Origin of the sequence: Burkholderia sp. NRF60-BP8 (assembly GCF_001522585.2) — a bacterium.
Lineage (GTDB): Bacteria > Pseudomonadota > Gammaproteobacteria > Burkholderiales > Burkholderiaceae > Burkholderia.
The window spans coordinates 508,085-524,625 of the sequence record NZ_CP013372.1; the positions used below are offsets into that span (position 1 = coordinate 508,085).

At 69.3% G+C, this 16,541-nt stretch carries 11 protein-coding genes; 7 read left to right on the forward strand and 4 right to left on the reverse strand.

The features are described from left to right. Positions 1-73 precede the first annotated feature (73 nt). Positions 74-1,006, reverse strand: coding sequence for a LysR family transcriptional regulator (locus WS54_RS02345; RefSeq protein WP_034205491.1), 933 nt, complete (start codon positions 1,004-1,006; stop codon positions 74-76). Positions 1,007-1,212: 206 nt separating this feature from the next. Here WS54_RS02345 and WS54_RS02350 point away from each other — a divergent pair, with 206 nt between their 5' ends. From WS54_RS02350 to pdeR, 4 genes are all read left to right on the forward strand, one after another. Continuing rightward, positions 1,213-1,986, forward strand: coding sequence for a putative hydro-lyase (locus WS54_RS02350; RefSeq protein ID WP_059784622.1), 774 nt, complete (start codon positions 1,213-1,215; stop codon positions 1,984-1,986). Positions 1,987-2,065: 79 nt separating this feature from the next. After that, a complete protein-coding gene (locus WS54_RS02355) occupies positions 2,066-3,364 on the forward strand; it encodes an MFS transporter (protein ID WP_059784619.1) in 1,299 nt (432 codons plus the stop codon). A 124-nt stretch (positions 3,365-3,488) separates the two neighbouring features. After that, positions 3,489-7,127, forward strand: coding sequence for a hydantoinase B/oxoprolinase family protein (locus tag WS54_RS02360; RefSeq protein WP_059784616.1), 3,639 nt, complete (start codon positions 3,489-3,491; stop codon positions 7,125-7,127). A 574-nt stretch (positions 7,128-7,701) separates the two neighbouring features. After that, positions 7,702-9,705 carry a cyclic di-GMP phosphodiesterase gene (gene pdeR / locus WS54_RS02365; RefSeq protein ID WP_059784614.1) on the forward strand — a complete coding sequence of 668 codons (2,004 nt, stop codon included), beginning with the start codon at positions 7,702-7,704 and terminating at the stop codon, positions 9,703-9,705. 49 nt (positions 9,706-9,754) lie between these two features. Here pdeR and WS54_RS02370 read toward each other — a convergent pair whose 3' ends face one another. Beyond that, positions 9,755-10,618, reverse strand: a complete 864-nt coding sequence (locus tag WS54_RS02370; RefSeq protein ID WP_059784611.1) for a crotonase/enoyl-CoA hydratase family protein — start codon at positions 10,616-10,618, stop codon at positions 9,755-9,757. Between the two features lie 397 nt (positions 10,619-11,015). Between WS54_RS02370 and WS54_RS02375 the strand changes: the two genes are divergently transcribed. Next, positions 11,016-12,923, forward strand: coding sequence for a DUF3857 and transglutaminase domain-containing protein (locus WS54_RS02375; protein WP_059784608.1), 1,908 nt, complete (start codon positions 11,016-11,018; stop codon positions 12,921-12,923). A gap of 68 nt (positions 12,924-12,991) precedes the next feature. Then, positions 12,992-13,156: a hypothetical protein gene (locus WS54_RS33900; protein ID WP_179949908.1), complete on the forward strand. Its 165-nt coding sequence runs from the start codon at positions 12,992-12,994 to the stop codon at positions 13,154-13,156. Between the two features lie 43 nt (positions 13,157-13,199). Here the strand turns inward: WS54_RS33900 and WS54_RS02380 are convergent, their stop codons facing one another. Beyond that, positions 13,200-14,249: an AraC family transcriptional regulator gene (locus tag WS54_RS02380; protein WP_059784603.1), complete on the reverse strand. Its 1,050-nt coding sequence runs from the start codon at positions 14,247-14,249 to the stop codon at positions 13,200-13,202. 70 nt (positions 14,250-14,319) lie between these two features. Here WS54_RS02380 and WS54_RS02385 point away from each other — a divergent pair, with 70 nt between their 5' ends. Beyond that, positions 14,320-15,522 (forward strand): MFS transporter, encoded by a 1,203-nt coding sequence (locus WS54_RS02385; protein WP_059784600.1) that lies wholly within the window; start codon positions 14,320-14,322, stop codon positions 15,520-15,522. A gap of 61 nt (positions 15,523-15,583) precedes the next feature. Here the strand turns inward: WS54_RS02385 and WS54_RS02390 are convergent, their stop codons facing one another. Beyond that, positions 15,584-16,462 (reverse strand): aldo/keto reductase family oxidoreductase, encoded by an 879-nt coding sequence (locus WS54_RS02390; RefSeq protein ID WP_059784597.1) that lies wholly within the window; start codon positions 16,460-16,462, stop codon positions 15,584-15,586. Positions 16,463-16,541 lie beyond the last annotated feature (79 nt).

A 16,541-nucleotide genomic window follows, 5' to 3' on the forward strand; every position in this document is an offset into this window, starting at 1 on the left:
TGGCGGCGCGTCGAACGCGATTGTGGGCGATTCGCGCGGCGATGTCGAACGCGCGTCGTCCATCGCTGCACGGTCAAAGCGCTTCGACCAGCAACCGCGTGCTTTTCTCGCAATACTCGTGACACGCCGCGCGCGCGGCGATCGACGCGCCGTGCACGAACCGCGGCGCGTCCGCCCGCCGCGACATCGACACGACGATCGACGGCGGCGACGGCTGCAGCGGCAGCTCGACGACTTCGCCGCTCGCGATCAGCGCATCGACGAACAGCACCGGGATCGCGGCGACGCCGAAGCCGTCGCGCACCAGTTGCACGATCACCGAGATCGACGGCGAGCCGGTGATGCGCGTCTCCGACAGCGGTACGCCGTGCGCATGCGCGAGCGTGCGGACGATGTCTTCCAGCGCGCGATGGGGCGCGGTGCCGCGCCCGTAGGTGAGGATCGGCTGGCGCAGCACCTGCCGCGCGAGGCCCGTGCGCAGGTTCGGCAGCAGCCCCGCGCGCGCGATCCAGCGCACCGGGTAGTTCGCGAGCGCGTCGCATACGACCGACGCCTCGTCGCTGCCTTCCACGCGGATGATCAGGTCGAGCTCGCCGGCCATCAGCCGGCGTTGCAGCACGACGCTGACGTCGACGGTCAGATCGATCTCGAGCTGCGGATAGTCGGCCGCGAGCCGCCGCATATAGTGCGGCAGCCAGCTGTGCACGACCGTCTCGATCACGCCGAGCCGCAGCTTGCCGCGCAGCGCGCGCTCGCCGGACGCGGCGGCCTGCAGTTCCTGCGTCGCCTCGACCACGGCTTTCGCATAGCCGAGCAGGTATTCGCCGTTCGGCGTGAGCCGGAACGCGCGGCTGTCGCGATCGACGAGTACCGTGTGCAGTTCGTCCTCGAGCGCTTTCAGGCGCTGCGAGATCGCGGCCGGCGTCGCATGCAGCGCGGCCGCGGTCGTGCGGAAGTTGCGCAGCTTCGCGAGCGTGACGAAGGTTTCGAGAAAACGCGTGTTCATGGCGGTCGGGCGAGCAGTGGATGCGCAGCTTGCCGGCGACGAAAAATGAACGGGACCGGGGAAAACCCGCGGATCCGTTAAGAAATTCTATACAACGGACGCAAAAAAACTCGTTGGCGACAAATTTTTTTCTTTTCTATTCTTCGCCGTATCCGATGACACGCCACCGTCATCGCCCCGTCATCCCGATTCCGCGACCGACCATCATGACGCCTTCCGAATTCCGCCAGTCCGTGCGCCGCGGCGCGTTCCGCGGCCCGACCGCCGGCCATTGCGGCCCGTTTGCCCAGGCGAACCTGGCGATCCTGCCCGACGCGTACGCGCACGATTTCCTGCGCTTCTGCCAGGCCAACCCGAAGGCCTGTCCGCTGCTGGGCGTCGGCGAACCGGGCGCGTTCCGGATCGACGCGCTCGGCGAGGATCTCGACATCCGCACCGACGTGCCGAGCTACAACGTCTACCGCGACGGCCGCCTGACCGAGCAGGTCGAATCGCTGGAAGCGCTGTGGCGCGACGATTTCGTCGTATTTGCGATCGGCTGCTCGTTTTCGTTCGAGGACATGCTCGCCCGCGAAGGGATCGGGCTGCGCCACGTCGAGGAAGGGCGCAACGTGCCGATGTACCGCACGTCGATCGCCAACCGCCGCGCGGGCATCTTCGGCGGTCAGCTGGTCGTGTCGATGCGGCCGCTGCGCGGCGCCGACGCGATCCGCGCGGTGCAGATCACGAGCCGGTTCCCGGGCGTGCATGGCGCGCCGATCCATATCGGCCATCCGCGGGAACTGGGCATCGAGGATTTGAACGCGCCCGAATTCGGCGACGCGGTGACGATCCGCGACGGCGAACTGCCGGTGTTCTGGGCGTGCGGCGTGACGCCGCAAACCGCGCTGATGGACGCGAAGCTGCCGATCGCGATCGCGCATACGCCCGGCCACATGCTGATGACCGACATCACGAACGCATCGCTGGCCGTGTTCTGACCGGCCGCACACCCGTTACGCCACGTACCCGCGACACACCACACGCCATTCGACGGCGCATCACGACAGGAGCACCACCATGGAAAGCAAGACCCTCGCGGCGCCCGCCGCCGAGCCCGCGAGCCGCGAGCGCAGCAGCCTGTTCTCGTGGTACGCGGATGCGCAGCCGCGCGAACGCCGCGCGTTCTGGAGCTGCAAGGTCGGCTACATGCTCGACGGAATGGACACGCAGATGCTGTCGTTCGTGATCCCGACGCTCGTCGCGACCTGGGGCATCTCGCTCGCCGACGCGGGCTTCATCGGCACGATCACGCTGCTCGCGTCGGCGCTCGGCGGCTGGATCGCCGGCATCCTGTCCGACCGGATCGGCCGTGTGCGCACGCTGCAGCTCACGGTGCTGTGGTTCGCGGTGTTCACCGCGCTGTGCGGACTCGCGCAGAACTACCCGCAACTGGTCGCGGCGCGCGCGCTGATGGGCTTTGGCTTCGGCGGCGAATGGACGGCCGGCGCGGTGCTGATCGGCGAGGTGATTCGCGCGCGCGACCGCGGCAGGGCGGTCGGCCTCGTGCAGTCGGGCTGGGCGATCGGCTGGGGGCTGTGCGCGCTGCTGTATGCGCTGCTGTTCTCGGTGCTGCCGGCCGAGCAGGCGTGGCGCGCGCTGTTTCTCGTCGGGCTCGCGCCCGCGCTGCTGGTCGTCGCGATCCGCCGTTACGTGAAGGAGCCGGACGTCTACGAGAAGGAGAAGGCCGCGCAGGCGAAAGTGGCCGATGCGCCGCGCCTCACCGAGATCTTCGCGCCGAAGCTGATCACGACGACGCTGCGCGCGGCGCTCCTGACGACCGGCGCGCAGGGCGGCTACTACGCGATCACGACGTGGCTGCCGACCTTCCTGAAGACCGAGCGGCACCTCACGGTGATGGGCACCGGCGGCTATCTCGCGATGATCATCCTCGGCTCGTGGGTCGGCTACCTGACGAGCGCGTACCTGACCGACCGCCTCGGCCGCAAGCCGAACTTCATCCTGTTCGCGGTCGGCTCGATGGTGATCGCGTTCTCGTACACGTCGCTGAACCTGACCAATGCATCGATGCTGTGGCTCGGCTTCCCGCTCGGCTTCTTCGCGTCGGGCATCTTCTCGGGAATGGGCGCGTTCCTCACCGAGCTGTTCCCGACCCGCGTGCGCGGGTCCGGTCAGGGCTTCTGCTACAACGTGGGCCGCGCGATCGGCGCACTGTTCCCGTTCCTGATCGGCGCGCTGTCGAAGCAATACGGGCTCGGCCCGAGCATCGGCATCTTCGCGGTCGCCGCGTACGGCGTGGTGATCGTCGCCGCGCTGACGCTGCCCGAGACCCGCGGCCGCGAACTCGACGCCGCGTAAGCGGCAGCGGCCCGCGCCGCGCTTTCTCCCTTTTCCCCTTTTTACCGGTACCGCCACGCGGCGCGCGACGCGCGCCGTGCGGCGGCGCTCGTCCCTCGATTCAACGACGCATCGACCCGACATCATGACCGACCGACACCTTTCCCCCGTTTCCTCCGACGCCGCGCGCTGGCAATTCTGGATCGACCGCGGCGGCACGTTCACCGACATCGTCGCGCGGCGGCCCGACGGCACGCTCGTCACGCACAAGCTGCTGTCGGAGAACCCCGAGCAGTACCGCGACGCGGCCGTGGCCGGCATCCGCCACCTGCTCGGCCTCGCGGCCGGCGAGCCGATCACGCCCGAGCGGGTCGACATGGTGAAGATGGGGACGACGGTCGCGACCAACGCGCTGCTCGAACGCAAGGGCGAACGCACCGCGCTCGCGACGACGCGCGGCTTTCGCGACGTGCTGCGCATCGCGTACCAGAACCGGCCGCGCCTGTTCGATCTCGACATCGTGCTGCCCGACGCGCTGTACGAGACGGTCGTCGAGATCGACGAGCGCGTCGGCGCGCATGGCGACGTGGTCGTGCCGCTCGATGTTCAGGGTGCCGAAGCGTCGTTGCGCCGTGTGTTCGACGGCGGCGTGCGCGCCCTCGCGATTGTGCTGATCCACGGCTACCGCTACACCGCGCACGAACGGATGCTGGCCGAACTCGCCCGCCGCATCGGCTTCACGCAGGTGTCGGTGTCGCACGAGGTGTCGCCGCTGATGAAGATGGTGTCGCGCGGCGACACGACCGTGGTCGACGCGTACCTGTCGCCGATCCTGCGCCGCTACGTCGAACAGGTCGCGCACGAGATGCCGGGCGTGAACCTGCAGTTCATGCAGAGCAGCGGCGGGCTGACACGCGCCGATGCGTTCCAGGGCAAGGACGCGATCCTGTCCGGCCCGGCCGGCGGCATCGTCGGGATGGTGCGCGCGGCGCGCGCGGCCGGCTTCGAGCGCGTGATCGGCTTCGACATGGGCGGCACGTCGACCGACGTGTCGCACTACAACGGCGAATTCGAGCGCGCGTTCGAGACGCAGGTGGCCGGCGTGCGGATGCGCGCGCCGATGATGAGCATCCATACGGTCGCCGCGGGCGGCGGCTCGGTGCTCGGCTTCGACGGCGCGCGGCTGCGCGTGGGGCCCGAATCGGCCGGCGCGAATCCGGGGCCGGCCGCGTACCGGCGCGGCGGCCCTCTGACGGTGACCGACTGCAACGTGATGCTCGGCAAGATCCAGCCCGACCATTTCCCGCGGGTGTTCGGCCCGCATGCGGACCAGCCGCTCGACCGCGACGGCGTGGTCGCGAAGTTCGCGGCGCTCGCCGACGAGATTCACGCGGCGACCGGGCGGCGCGAGACGCCCGAGGCGCTCGCCGAAGGTTTCCTGGAGATCGCGATCGGCAGCATGGCGAACGCGATCAAGAAGATTTCCGTGCAGCGCGGCCACGACGTGTCGCGCTACGTGCTGACGACGTTCGGCGGCGCGGGCGGCCAGCACGCGTGCGGCGTGGCCGACGCGCTCGGGATGACGCAGGTGTTCGCGCATCCGCTCGCGGGCGTGCTGTCCGCGTACGGGATGGGGCTGGCCGACCAGACTGCGATGCGCGAGCGTGCGGTCGAGGCCGTGCTGACCGACGCGTCGCTGCCGGCGCTGAACGCGGCGCTCGACCGGCTGGCCGACGAGGCCATCGGCGCGCTGCTCGAACAGGGCGTGCCGCCGCATCGGATCGCGACCGAGCGGCGCGTGCACCTGCGCTACCAGGGCACCGATTCGGCGCTCGACGTACCGGCCGGCAGCGTCGCCGCGATGCAGCAGGCGTTCGAGGCCGCGTACCGGCAGCGCTACGCGTTCCTGATGCCGGGCACGCCGCTCGTCGCCGAGCTCGCGTCGGTCGAGGCGATCGGCCGCTCGGACGCGCCGGTCGAGGTCGCGCCGCTCGCGCCGCGCGAGGCTGGCGCGGCGCCTCGAGCGCACGCGGCCGTGCGCTTTTATTCCGGCGGCCAGTGGCACGACGCGGCGCTGTATGTGCGCGACACGCTGCGCGCCGGCGATGCGATCGACGGCCCGGCGATCGTCGCGGAGCAGAACGGCACGACCGTCGTCGAGCCCGGCTGGCGCGCCGCGATGACCGCGCAGGGCAACCTCGTGCTGACGCGCACGACGCCGCTGCCGACGCGCCGCTCGCTCGGCACCGACGCCGATCCGGTGCGGCTCGAGATCTTCAACAACCTGTTCATGTCGATCGCTGAGCAGATGGGGCTGCGGCTGCAGAACACCGCGTACTCGGTCAACATCAAGGAGCGGCTCGACTTCTCGTGCGCGATCTTCGACGGCGACGGCAACCTGATCGCGAACGCGCCGCATATGCCCGTGCACCTCGGCTCGATGGGCGAAAGCATCCGCACGGTGATCGAGCGCAACCGCGGCCGCATGCGCGACGGCGACGTGTTCATGCTGAACGACCCGTACCACGGCGGCACGCACCTGCCGGACGTGACGGTCATCACGCCGGTGTTCGCGGACGGCTCGGATGCGCCGCTGTTCTACGTCGGCTCGCGCGGCCACCACGCGGACATCGGCGGCACGACGCCGGGCTCGATGCCGCCCGACTCGACGCACATCGACGAAGAGGGCGTGCTGATCGACAACTGGCAGCTCGTGTCGGCCGGCGTGCTGCGCGACGCCGAGACGCGCGCGCTGCTGGCGTCGGGCCGCTACCCGGCGCGCAACGTCGAGCAGAACATGGCCGACCTGCGGGCACAGGTGGCCGCGAACCAGAAGGGCGTCGACGAATTGCGCCGGATGGTCGTGCAGTTCGGCCGCGACGTCGTGCTCGCGTTCATGGGGCACGTGCAGGACAACGCGGAAGAAGCCGTGCGGCGCGTGATCGGCGCGCTGCAGGACGGCGCATACCGCTACCCGCTCGACAACGGCGCGGAGATTCGCGTCGCGATTCGCGTCGACCGCGCGGCGCGGTGCGCGGAGATCGACTTCACCGGCACGTCCGCGCAGCTCGACAACAACTTCAACGCGCCGAAGGCCGTCTGCATGGCGGCGGTGCTGTACGTGTTCCGCACGCTGGTCGGCGACGACATCCCGCTGAACGCCGGCTGCCTGAAGCCGCTGACCGTGATCGTGCCGGCCCGCTCGATGCTGAACCCCGAATACCCGGCGGCCGTCGTGTCGGGCAACGTCGAGACGTCGTCGGCGATCACCAACGCGTTGTACGGCGCGCTCGGCTGCGTCGCGTCGAGCCAGGGAACGATGAATAACTTCACATTCGGCAACGATCGGTACCAGTACTACGAGACGATCGCGGGCGGCAGCGGCGCGGGCGACGGCTTCGCGGGCGTCGCCGCGGTGCAGACGCACATGACGAACTCGCGGCTCACCGATCCGGAGGTGCTCGAATGGCGCTATCCGGTGCGGCTCGATTCGCACCGGATCCGCGCCGGCTCGGGCGGCGCCGGGCGCTGGCGCGGCGGCGACGGCGCGGTGCGGCGGATCCGCTTCCTCGAGCCGATGACCGCGTCGATCCTGTCGAACAACCGGATCCACGCGCCGTTCGGCGCGGCGGGCGGCGAAGCCGGCGCGCTCGGCCGCAACACGATCGAGCGGGCGGACGGCACGGTCGAGGCGCTCGACCATATCGGCCGCGCGCAGATGGCGCCGGGCGACGTGTTCGTCGTCGAAACGCCGGGCGGCGGCGGCTACGGCGCGCCGGACTGAGCGACGCACCCGGCGCGGGCACCCCCGCGCCGGGTGCGCGGGCGGGTGAAGCCTATTGCAAAGGACTGTGGAATAAAGCGGCGCATTCACGCGCGAGCGGAATCAAAAAATGGCGGAAACGTGGATCGCGACATGCGATTCGACCCCTGCCGCCACGGTCTCGCCAAAGATCTGGCCCCGTCATCACGGATCGGCCTCAAACGCCCGTCCGGCGCGGGTTCCGGCCCGGCAACCCGCTCTCGATGCGCGGCGCGTCGTCGGCCCGTTCTCGAGTGGCCGATCATGAAAAATCCGGCTTGCCAATCGAGTGCCGGTTCCTTGACACTTTTCTCTAAATGTGAGTGCCAATCTTCATCGTCATTTGATAAGATGGCTCTCATCATTCGTAAGGCAGAACCTGCGCGCATCACGCGCGAACGCCGGCCGCATCAGCTGCAAACAAGTACGGGACGAGGCCCGCTGTCACGGCGATCACGGCTGCCTTGCCGGGCATGCGCACTGCGCGGCCCGGGAAGGCGGTCGGCCCACTCGCCTCCGTCTACACTGTGCGTTTTTTTTGGATCGGGGCGTGTCCATGGATGACGAAAACGATAGCGCGGTGCTCGAGGCGCATGTCGGTACGCGCAGCCCCTGCTGGCGTCTCGGCAGCGACAGCAACGCGCTCGAACTGGCCGCGGTCCGCGGCCTGACCAACGTCGCGATCGCGCTGACGACCGAACAGGCCGCGCGCATCCGCGCGCTGACCGGCGTCACGTCGCACCTGGTGCTGGACATCGTGCTGTTCGGCAACCCGGTCAGCCTCCATCTCGTCGGCAGGAAGGTCAATACGGTCGACTGGGCCGGCACGGCGTCCGCCTATTCCGATACCGAGTCCGTCGCCGGCGATCTGTCGCACGGGCTCGCGTTCGCCGAGCAGGTCGTGTCCGAAGTGAATTCGCTCGTCGTGATCCTCGACCGCAACGGGATGGTGCAGCGCTTCAACCGCCTGTGCGAGGAAGTGACGGGCAAGCGCGAGGTCGACGTGATCGGCCGCAGCGCGTTCGAGCTGTTCATGAGCCCCGAGCAGGGCGCGCAGTCGCGCAGCAACATCACGGGCTTCTTCGCGAGCAACCAGTCGTTCGCGGTCGAGCGCTACATCAACACGGTCAACGGGCCGCGCCTGTTCCAGTTCCGCAACAAGTTCGTGCAGAGCGGCAGCGGCGTCGACGAACAGTTCCTGATCTGCTCGGGCATCGACATCACCGAGGAGCGCAACGCGCAGCAGCGGCTCTCCGAGCTCGCGAACACCGACGTGCTCACCGGGCTGCCGAACCGCCATGCGATCAGCGAGCGCATCCGGACGGCGATCGCCGAGGAGAGCGAGCTGACGCGCGGCCAGGTCGGCATCCTGTTTCTCGATCTCGACAACTTCAAGCGCGTCAACGATCACTACGGGCACATCACCGGCGACCGCCTGTTGCAGGACGTGTCGGCGATCATCAGCGGCTGCCTGCCGTCCGGCGCGACGCTCGCGCGGCTCGGCGGCGACGAATTCCTCGTGCTGTTCGAACACGGCACGCGCCCGCTGCTCGAAGCGACCGCGCAGATCATTCTCGAGCGGCTGCGCACGCCGATCCATCTCGGGCTGATGGAGGTCTACACGAGCTGCTCGATCGGCATCGCGATGTATCCGCAGCACGGCGATTCGCTCGAGACGCTGATCCGCAGCGCCGACACCGCGATGTACGTCGCGAAGGAAGCGGGCAAGCATACGTATCGCGTGTTCTCGCTGGAGATGAACCAGAAGGTCGCGAAGTACATGTGGCTCGACACGAACCTGCGCAAGGCGCTCGAGGAAGAGCAGTTCGTGCTCCACTACCAGCCGGTCGTCGATATCGCGACGGGCGACGTGCACGGCGTCGAGGCGCTGATCCGCTGGCAGTCGCCCGATCGCGGGCTCGTCGCGCCGGTCGAGTTCATCCGTTTCGCGGAAGAGTCGGGGCTGATCGCGCCGCTCGGGCGCTGGGTGATGCGCACCGCGGCCGCGCAGGCCGCCGCATGGAAGGCGAAGGGGCTCGGTGTCCGGATCGCGGTGAACGTGTCCGCGCGGCAGTTGCAGGACATGAACATCGTCCACCAGTTCGCGTCGATTCTCGACGCCGCGGGGCTGAAGCCGGGCCTGCTCGACATCGAGCTGACCGAAAGTTGCTTCATCGAGGACGAGGAGGCGGCCATCGGGCTGATGCGGCAGTTCCGCCAACTGGGCGCGGAGATCCATCTCGACGATTTCGGCACCGGCTATTCGTCGCTGTCGCAGTTGTCGCGCCTGCCGCTCGACGTGATCAAGCTCGACCGCACCTTCATCTCGGCCATCGACCGCAATCCGCGCTCGCAGGCGCTGGTGCGCTCGGTCGTGTCGCTCGCGAAGGCGCTGAATTTCGCGGTGGTCGCCGAAGGCGTCGAAACCCATGCGGAAGCCGAATTCCTCAAGCAGCTCGACGTCGATCACGCGCAGGGCTACTACTACGCGCGGCCGATGCCGGCGCAGGCGTTCGAGGCGTGGCTCGCGGAGACGAGAAAGCTCAGGCTGATCGCCTGAGCGTCGTTCCGGAAACGGGCGCCGCCGGCCGCCGGTGGCGCCCGTCGCATTACACCGTGCGCAGTTTCGACACGCGCCGGTTCTGCAGCATCACCAGGCGTTCCATGTACGCGAGGTCCTTCGGCTCGATCGTGAACGCCGCATGCACCCATGCTTCCGTGATGTCCATCAGCTCCGAGCGCGACAACTGGAACACGCGTTCGCGGGCGCGCAGCATCGCACGGATGCCGTTCAGCTTGGGCTTCGTCACGTCGATGAAGGTGCGCGTCGCGAGGTACGCATCACCGGCGTCGAACGTCTCGTCGATCAGGCCGCGATCTTCGTACCATTCGGCCGCATGCGCTTCGCCGGTCGCGATCAACGATTCCGCGAGGCCGCGGTTCGCCTTGCGCGCGACCAGCGAATAGCCGCCCATGCCCGGGAACAGGTTGAACGCGATCTCCGGGAAGCCGAGTTTCACGCCCCTCTGCGCGAGCACGTAGTGATGCGCGAGCGCGGCCTCGAAGCCGCCGCCGAGCGCGCTGCCCTCGACCATCGCGATCGAGATCGCACCGGTGCCGAAGCCCGTGTAGATCTCGTACACGCCGTCGATGCACGAGCGCGCGTAGGCCATCAACTGGTCGCGCCGGCCGCTGCGGATCGCATCGACGAAGAAGCTCAGGTCGCCGCCGACGTTGAACAGCTCGGGGACGAGCGAGCCCGTCACCCAGAAGTCGAACTTGAGACCCGAGTCGCGGGCGACGCGCGCGAGATGAATGATGTCGGTGACGAGTTGTTGGTTGAAGCACGGCCGCGGCTCCGATCGCAGCATCATCCACATGACGTTGCGGCCTTCTTCGTAGAAGGCGGACAGTTGCGAGAGTTCACCGGCTTCGTAAAACGGGCGGCATGCCGGATGGGATTGGAGTTGCATGGTATGTCCTCGTGAGATGTGGTTTTAAAGACCGCCGCGCCAGGCGCGAGGCATCGCCATTGTTGCGCGCGCACAAATGTCGAATTGCGGGGAAAAACGCACGACCGGGACGCCGATGCGAATCGCGTTCGGGTGGGGCGGGGATGACGGACGGGGTGACGTCGATCGGAGCGCTGTGGCGGCTGTGCCGGACGGGGTGGTGTCGATCGGAGCGCTACGGCGGGCGCCGGCCTTGCGCGCCGCGGCTTGACGCTCGCCGGTACGTCACCCACACTGGGCCGCACGACGGCGCCGCGGCGGGTACGCGGGTGGCTTGTCATCCGCGCGTCATGCGGTACGACTTCCGCCCGCGCGCGCGACGCCGGCACCCGGCAACGAACGCGCGGAGAGCTTCGACGTGGTGCGGTTTCCTTCCCGATGGTCCGGCTGCCTGTTCGCGTGCGCGGTGGCGCTCGGCGCGGGTACGGCCGCGGCCGACACGCGCGGCACCGGCGATTCGCCCGACGCGGGCGATACGGCGCCCGTCACGCTCGTCAGCGACGTCCACGAATTCGTGATCCAGCACGACGGTTCGCTCGACGAGCACGACGACTCGACGCTGCGCGCGAACGACGCGAACGGCATCGACGCGGTCGCGCAGCGCTACGTCTGGTTCGACAAGAATCTCGAGAAGGTCGAGCTGCTCGCGGCCGAGACGATCGACCGCGACGGCGTCGCGCATCCGGTCGGCGCGGACGGCATCCGCGACGTGCAGGAGCCGCGCTCGGCCGGCGCGCCGACGTTCCAGGACGGGCTGCTGCGCACCGTCGTGTTCCCCGGCGTCGAAGCCGGCTCGAGCACGCGCGTCGCGTTCCGCAAGACCCGCACGAAGCCGGTCAATCGCGGCTACTTCGGCTACTACGTCGAGCCGTCGCGCGAGCCGGTCGATCGCCAGCGGCTGATCTTCGACGTGCCGGCCGACATGCCGCTGTATGCGGATGCGCGCGGCTACGTCGCGCTGCCGCCGGTCACGGCGAACGGCCGCACGCGTTACGAATTCGACTACCGGCACGGCACGTACGATCGCATCGAGCGCGGCGCGGTCGGTTACCCGACCTACGGCGACCGGCTCGTCGTGTCGACGCTGCCCGACTACGCGGCGTTCGCCGCGCGCTACCGCGACGCAGCGGTCGACCCGAGCGCGAACGATCCGGCCGTCGTGCAACTGGCGCGAGCGCTCACGGCCGATGCCGCCGATCCGCGCGACAAGGCGCGCCTGCTGTACGACTGGGTGCAGGCGAACGTGCGCTACGTCGGGTTGTTTCTCGGCGAAACGGCCGCCGCGCCGCATCGCGTGACCGACATCCTGCGCAACCGCTACGGCGACTGCAAGGATCATGTCGCGCTGTTCGGCGCGTTGCTGGCGGCGGTCGGCATTCGCAGCGAACCGGTGTTGATCAATCTCGGCGCCGTGTACACGCTGCCGTCGGTGCCGGGCTACGGCGGCGGCGCGATCAATCACGCGATCACGTGGCTGCCCGATCTCGGGCGCTACGCGGATACGACGACGGCCGGCATCGCGTTCGGCTACCTGCCGCCGATCGTGATGGATCGCCCCGCGCTGCTGGTCGATACGGGCGTGCTGTCGCGCACGCCGGCCACGCAGCCGCGCGCCCGCACCGCGCGCATCGCGATCGATGCCGCGCGGCCCGGCGCCGCGCGTTTTCAGGCGTATGTCGAGGACGACGGCTGGACGGCCGAACTCGAACGCAACCTGTTTCGCCGCGCGTCGCGCGACCGCATCGCGCAACTCGCGAACGAGCGCCTGGCGCAAAGCGGCCTGCGCGGCCGCGTGCAACTGTCGACCGGCGACCGGCGCGCGACCGACGGGCCGTTCGACGTGACCGTGACCGGCACGCTCGATCATTTCGTATGGCCGGACGGCACGACCGCGTTGCCCGCGCTGTCGAGCCTGACGGGCGGCATCGCGACGCAGGTCGAGACCTGGCTGGCCGAGCCCGTGCGCACGCAGCCGTGGGGCTGCCTCGGCGGCACGTTCGACGAGACGGGCCAGATCGCGTTGCCGGCGGGCGTCGCCGTGACCGACCTGCCGGCCGATACGGCCGTGCACGACCGTTTCGTCGACTTCACGTCGCATTACGTGTTCGATGCGGTCGCGCGGGTCGTGCAGGTCACGCGGCGGATGAAGGCGGATTTCGGCCGTCAGGTGTGCACGCCGGACGAGTTCGCCGCGCTGCGCGCGTCGCTCGAGCGCATCGAGCGCGACACGCAGGCGCAGATCGTCGTGCGGGCGACGCGCCGTTGAGCGGCGCGGGCACGGCGTTCGCTCCGAACGGGCGGACGACGCAATCGCCGACGCGCAGGAGGGACATCATGACGGAGCGGGACCGCGAGATCGCCGAGCTCGCGAAGGAATTGCTGGGGCGGATCGTGCAGGGTACGGTCGCGGCCGGCGCGGCAGTCGATGCGCAGCAGTGTGCGGCGCTCGCCGTGCAGTGCGCGACAGCGCTGATCGACCGGCTCGACGCGCTGAAGTGACGCCCGGCGGGCCGCCGCCCGCGCCGGCGCCGTGCGCCGCGCGTTACGCTCCGGCGTGCACGTCGCCGCTCGCGCGCACGGCGCCCGGCGGCTTGCCGACCACGCGCTTGAACGCACGGCTGAACGCCGCGAGCGAACCGTAGCCGAGCCGGTACGCGACGGCTTCGATCGCCTCGCGGTCGCGTGCGATCCACTGCGCGGCGAGCCGCATCCGCAGCTCGGTCAGGTAACGCACGGGCGTCATCCCGGTGGCCGCGAGGAAGCGCTCGGCGAACACCGACCGCGACACGCCCGCTTCGGTCGCGAGTTCCGCGACGCTCCAGTTGCGGCCCGGGTCGCGATGCAGCGCGACGATCGCGCGGCCGAGCTTCGGCTCGCGCAGCGCCTGCACCCAGCCCGTCGCGTCGCCGCATCCGCACTCGACCCAGCCGCGCACGATGAACGCCGCGACCACGTCCGCGAGCCGCGCGAGGATGCCCGCGAAGCCCGCGCGCGCAGTGCACGCTTCGCGCTCCATCGCATCGAGCATCGGGCGGATCTCCGGGTAGCGCGCGAGCAGCGTGCCCACGTGCATGAACTTCGGCATCGTGCCGACGAGCGGCTGCATGCCGCCGAGGTCGAGCTCCATGCACGCGCTGAAGATCAGCGCGTCGCCGGCGCCGGGCTCCGTCGTCGCGCAGGTCGCGGGCGAGACGCCGGCCGACGCCACCGACGCGACCGTATCGCAGATCTTCGCGATCTCGAAGCCGTTGATCTCGCGGCACGGCACATCCGGATCGGACACCAGCGCGTGCATGCCGCCGTGCGGCAACAGGATCGCGTCGCCGGCCTCGAGCCGCATCGTGTCACCCGACGCGTCGCGCAGCAGCACGGGCCCACGCACGACGAAATGGAACTGCGCGCGGCCCGGCGCATGGCCGAAATTCATCCCGAACGGCCGCGCGACCTGGATGCGGCGGTACTGGACGCCGCTCAGGCGCATCCCCAGCAGCAGCTCGCTGACGAGGTCGTGCACGTCGGGAATCGGGGGCAAAAGGGGCTCGGACATATCGAGATACGGACGTTCGATCAACAAGAACGGATTGTATGTCATAGACCGTCCTGCCGCTGTTTCTTACGATACGCCCTCATCAGTACTTTCCCTAACCGACACGGAACCCCGCATGAATCCCGGAATTTCCTCGGCCGCCTCGACGGCGGCCCCCCGCGAACCGGCCTGGCGCGCGGTATTCGCGATGGCGCTCGGCGTGTTCGGGCTCGTCACGGCCGAATTCCTGCCGGCGAGCCTGCTGACGCCGATGGCCGAGAGCCTCGGCGTGACCGAAGGTGTGGCCGGACAGGCCGTCACGGCCACTGCCACGGTCGCGCTGGTCACGAGCCTGCTGATCTCGGCGCTCACGCGCACGATCGACCGGCGTCGCGTGCTGCTCGTGTTCTCGGTGCTGCTCGTCGCATCGAACCTCGCCGTGGCGTTCGCGCCGAACTTGGGCATGCTGCTGTTCGGCCGCGTCGTGCTCGGCGTCGCGCTCGGCGGCTTCTGGACGATGGCGACGGCCACCGCGATGCGGCTCGTGCCGACGGCGATGGTGCCGCGCGCGCTGTCGATCATCTTCAGCGGCGTGGCGGTCGCGACCATCGCGTCGGCGCCGATGGGCAGCTACTTCGGTCACCTGATCGGCTGGCGCAACGTGTTCCTGATCGCGGCCGTGCTGGGCGGCATCGCGTTCGTGTCGCAGATGATCACGCTGCCGTCGATGCCGCCGAGCGGCACCACGCGGCTGCGCACGCTGATCGACGTGCTGCGCCGGCCGACCGTCGGCCTCGGGATGTTCGCGACGATCCTCGTGTTCACCGGGCATTTCGCGTTCTTCACGTATCTGCGGCCGTTCCTCGAACAGGTGGCGGGCGTCGGCGTGAACGGGCTGTCGGCGATCCTGCTCGGCTACGGCATCGCGAACTTCGTCGGCACGTCGCTCGCGGGCCGCGTGCTCGAACACCGGCTGCGGCCGATGCTGATCGGCATGCCCGCGCTGATGGTCGTGCTCGGCATCGCGCTCGTCGTGCTCGGCCGCGCGCCGATGATCGACGCGGTGCTCGTCGCGTTGTGGGGGATGGCGTTCGGCGGCGTGCCGGTCGCGTGGTCGACGTGGGTGACGCGCACCGTGCCCGACGAGGCCGAGAGCGCGGGCGGGCTGATCGTCGCGGCGGTCCAGCTCGCGATCGCGACGGGCGCGGCCGCCGGCGGCGTCGTGTTCGACGCGAACGGCGCGGCGGGCGTGTTCGTCGGCGCGGCCATCGTGCTCGCGGTGGCGGTCGCGACGATCGTGACCGGCGTGCCGAAGCGGGTTGGCGTGGTCGCGTCCTGACCGGCCGGCGATCCGGCGGCCGGCGGCCCGCGTTGCACGGGCTGCCGGGCGATCGTCCGCGTCAGGCGGCGTCGACGCCCGCGATGCGGTCGAGTTCCGCGAGCGCGTCTGCCGGCAGATCGACGTCGGCTGCCGCGAGATTCTCGTGCAGATGCGCGACTGACGACGTGCCGGGAATCAGCAGGACATTCGGCGCGCGGCGCAGCAGCCACGCAAGGGCGACCTGCATCGGCGTCGCGCCGGTACGGGCGGCGACGCCGGACAGCGTCGACGACTGCAGCGGCGAGAAGCCGCCGAGCGGAAAGTACGGCACGTAGACGATGCCGTCGCGGGCAAGCGCGTCGATCAGCGCATCGTCGCCGCGATGCGCGATGTTGTAGTGGTTCTGCACGCAGACGATGTCGCAGATCCGCCGGCCTTCCGTGACCTGCGCGGGCGTGACGTTGCTCAGGCCGATGTGCCGGACGAGCCCGCGCCGCTGCAGTTCGGCCAGCGTGGTCAGCGGCGCTTCGATCGATCCTTCTGCCGGCCCGTGCGTGTCGAACATGATGCGCAGGTTGACGACGTCGAGCACGTCGAGCCCGAGGTTGCGCAGGTTGTCGTGCACGGCCCGTTCGAGTTCGTCGGGCGCGAACGCGGGCAGCCACGACGCATCGTCGCCGCGTCGCGCGCCGATCTTGGTGACGATCACGAGATCGTCGCGATACGGATGCAACGCGTCGCGAATCAGTTGGTTCGTGACGTGCGGGCCGTAGAAGTCGCTGGTGTCGAGATGGTCCACGCCGGATTCGACGGCTTCGCGCAACACGCGCAATGCGGCATCGCGATCTTTCGGCGGGCCGAATACGCCGGGGCCTGCAAGCTGCATCGCGCCGTAGCCGATTCGTTTGACGTGGCGATCGCCGAGCTTGAAGGTGGCGGTGGGGCGAATGTCGGGCATGACGGGCTCCTGTCGATGGAATGAATGCGTTCAGCATAGGGATGAGTCGTCTGCGCGATAAGCCGGCATAATTCGCACG

Bases quoted from the DNA above. Each gene is read 5' to 3' on its own strand.
- WS54_RS02370 (WP_059784611.1), bottom strand. From the start codon at position 10,618: ATGCAACTCCAATCCCATCCGGCATGCCGCCCGTTTTACGAAGCCGGT.
- WS54_RS02355 (WP_059784619.1), top strand. From the start codon at position 2,066: ATGGAAAGCAAGACCCTCGCGGCGCCCGCCGCCGAGCCCGCGAGCCGC.
- WS54_RS02380 (WP_059784603.1), bottom strand. From the start codon at position 14,249: ATGACATACAATCCGTTCTTGTTGATCGAACGTCCGTATCTCGATATG.
- WS54_RS02345 (WP_034205491.1), bottom strand. From the start codon at position 1,006: ATGAACACGCGTTTTCTCGAAACCTTCGTCACGCTCGCGAAGCTGCGC.
- WS54_RS02360 (WP_059784616.1), top strand. From the start codon at position 3,489: ATGACCGACCGACACCTTTCCCCCGTTTCCTCCGACGCCGCGCGCTGG.
- WS54_RS02390 (WP_059784597.1), bottom strand. From the start codon at position 16,462: ATGCCCGACATTCGCCCCACCGCCACCTTCAAGCTCGGCGATCGCCAC.
- WS54_RS02385 (WP_059784600.1), top strand. From the start codon at position 14,320: ATGAATCCCGGAATTTCCTCGGCCGCCTCGACGGCGGCCCCCCGCGAA.
- WS54_RS02350 (WP_059784622.1), top strand. From the start codon at position 1,213: ATGACGCCTTCCGAATTCCGCCAGTCCGTGCGCCGCGGCGCGTTCCGC.
- pdeR (WP_059784614.1), top strand. From the start codon at position 7,702: ATGGATGACGAAAACGATAGCGCGGTGCTCGAGGCGCATGTCGGTACG.
- WS54_RS33900 (WP_179949908.1), top strand. From the start codon at position 12,992: ATGACGGAGCGGGACCGCGAGATCGCCGAGCTCGCGAAGGAATTGCTG.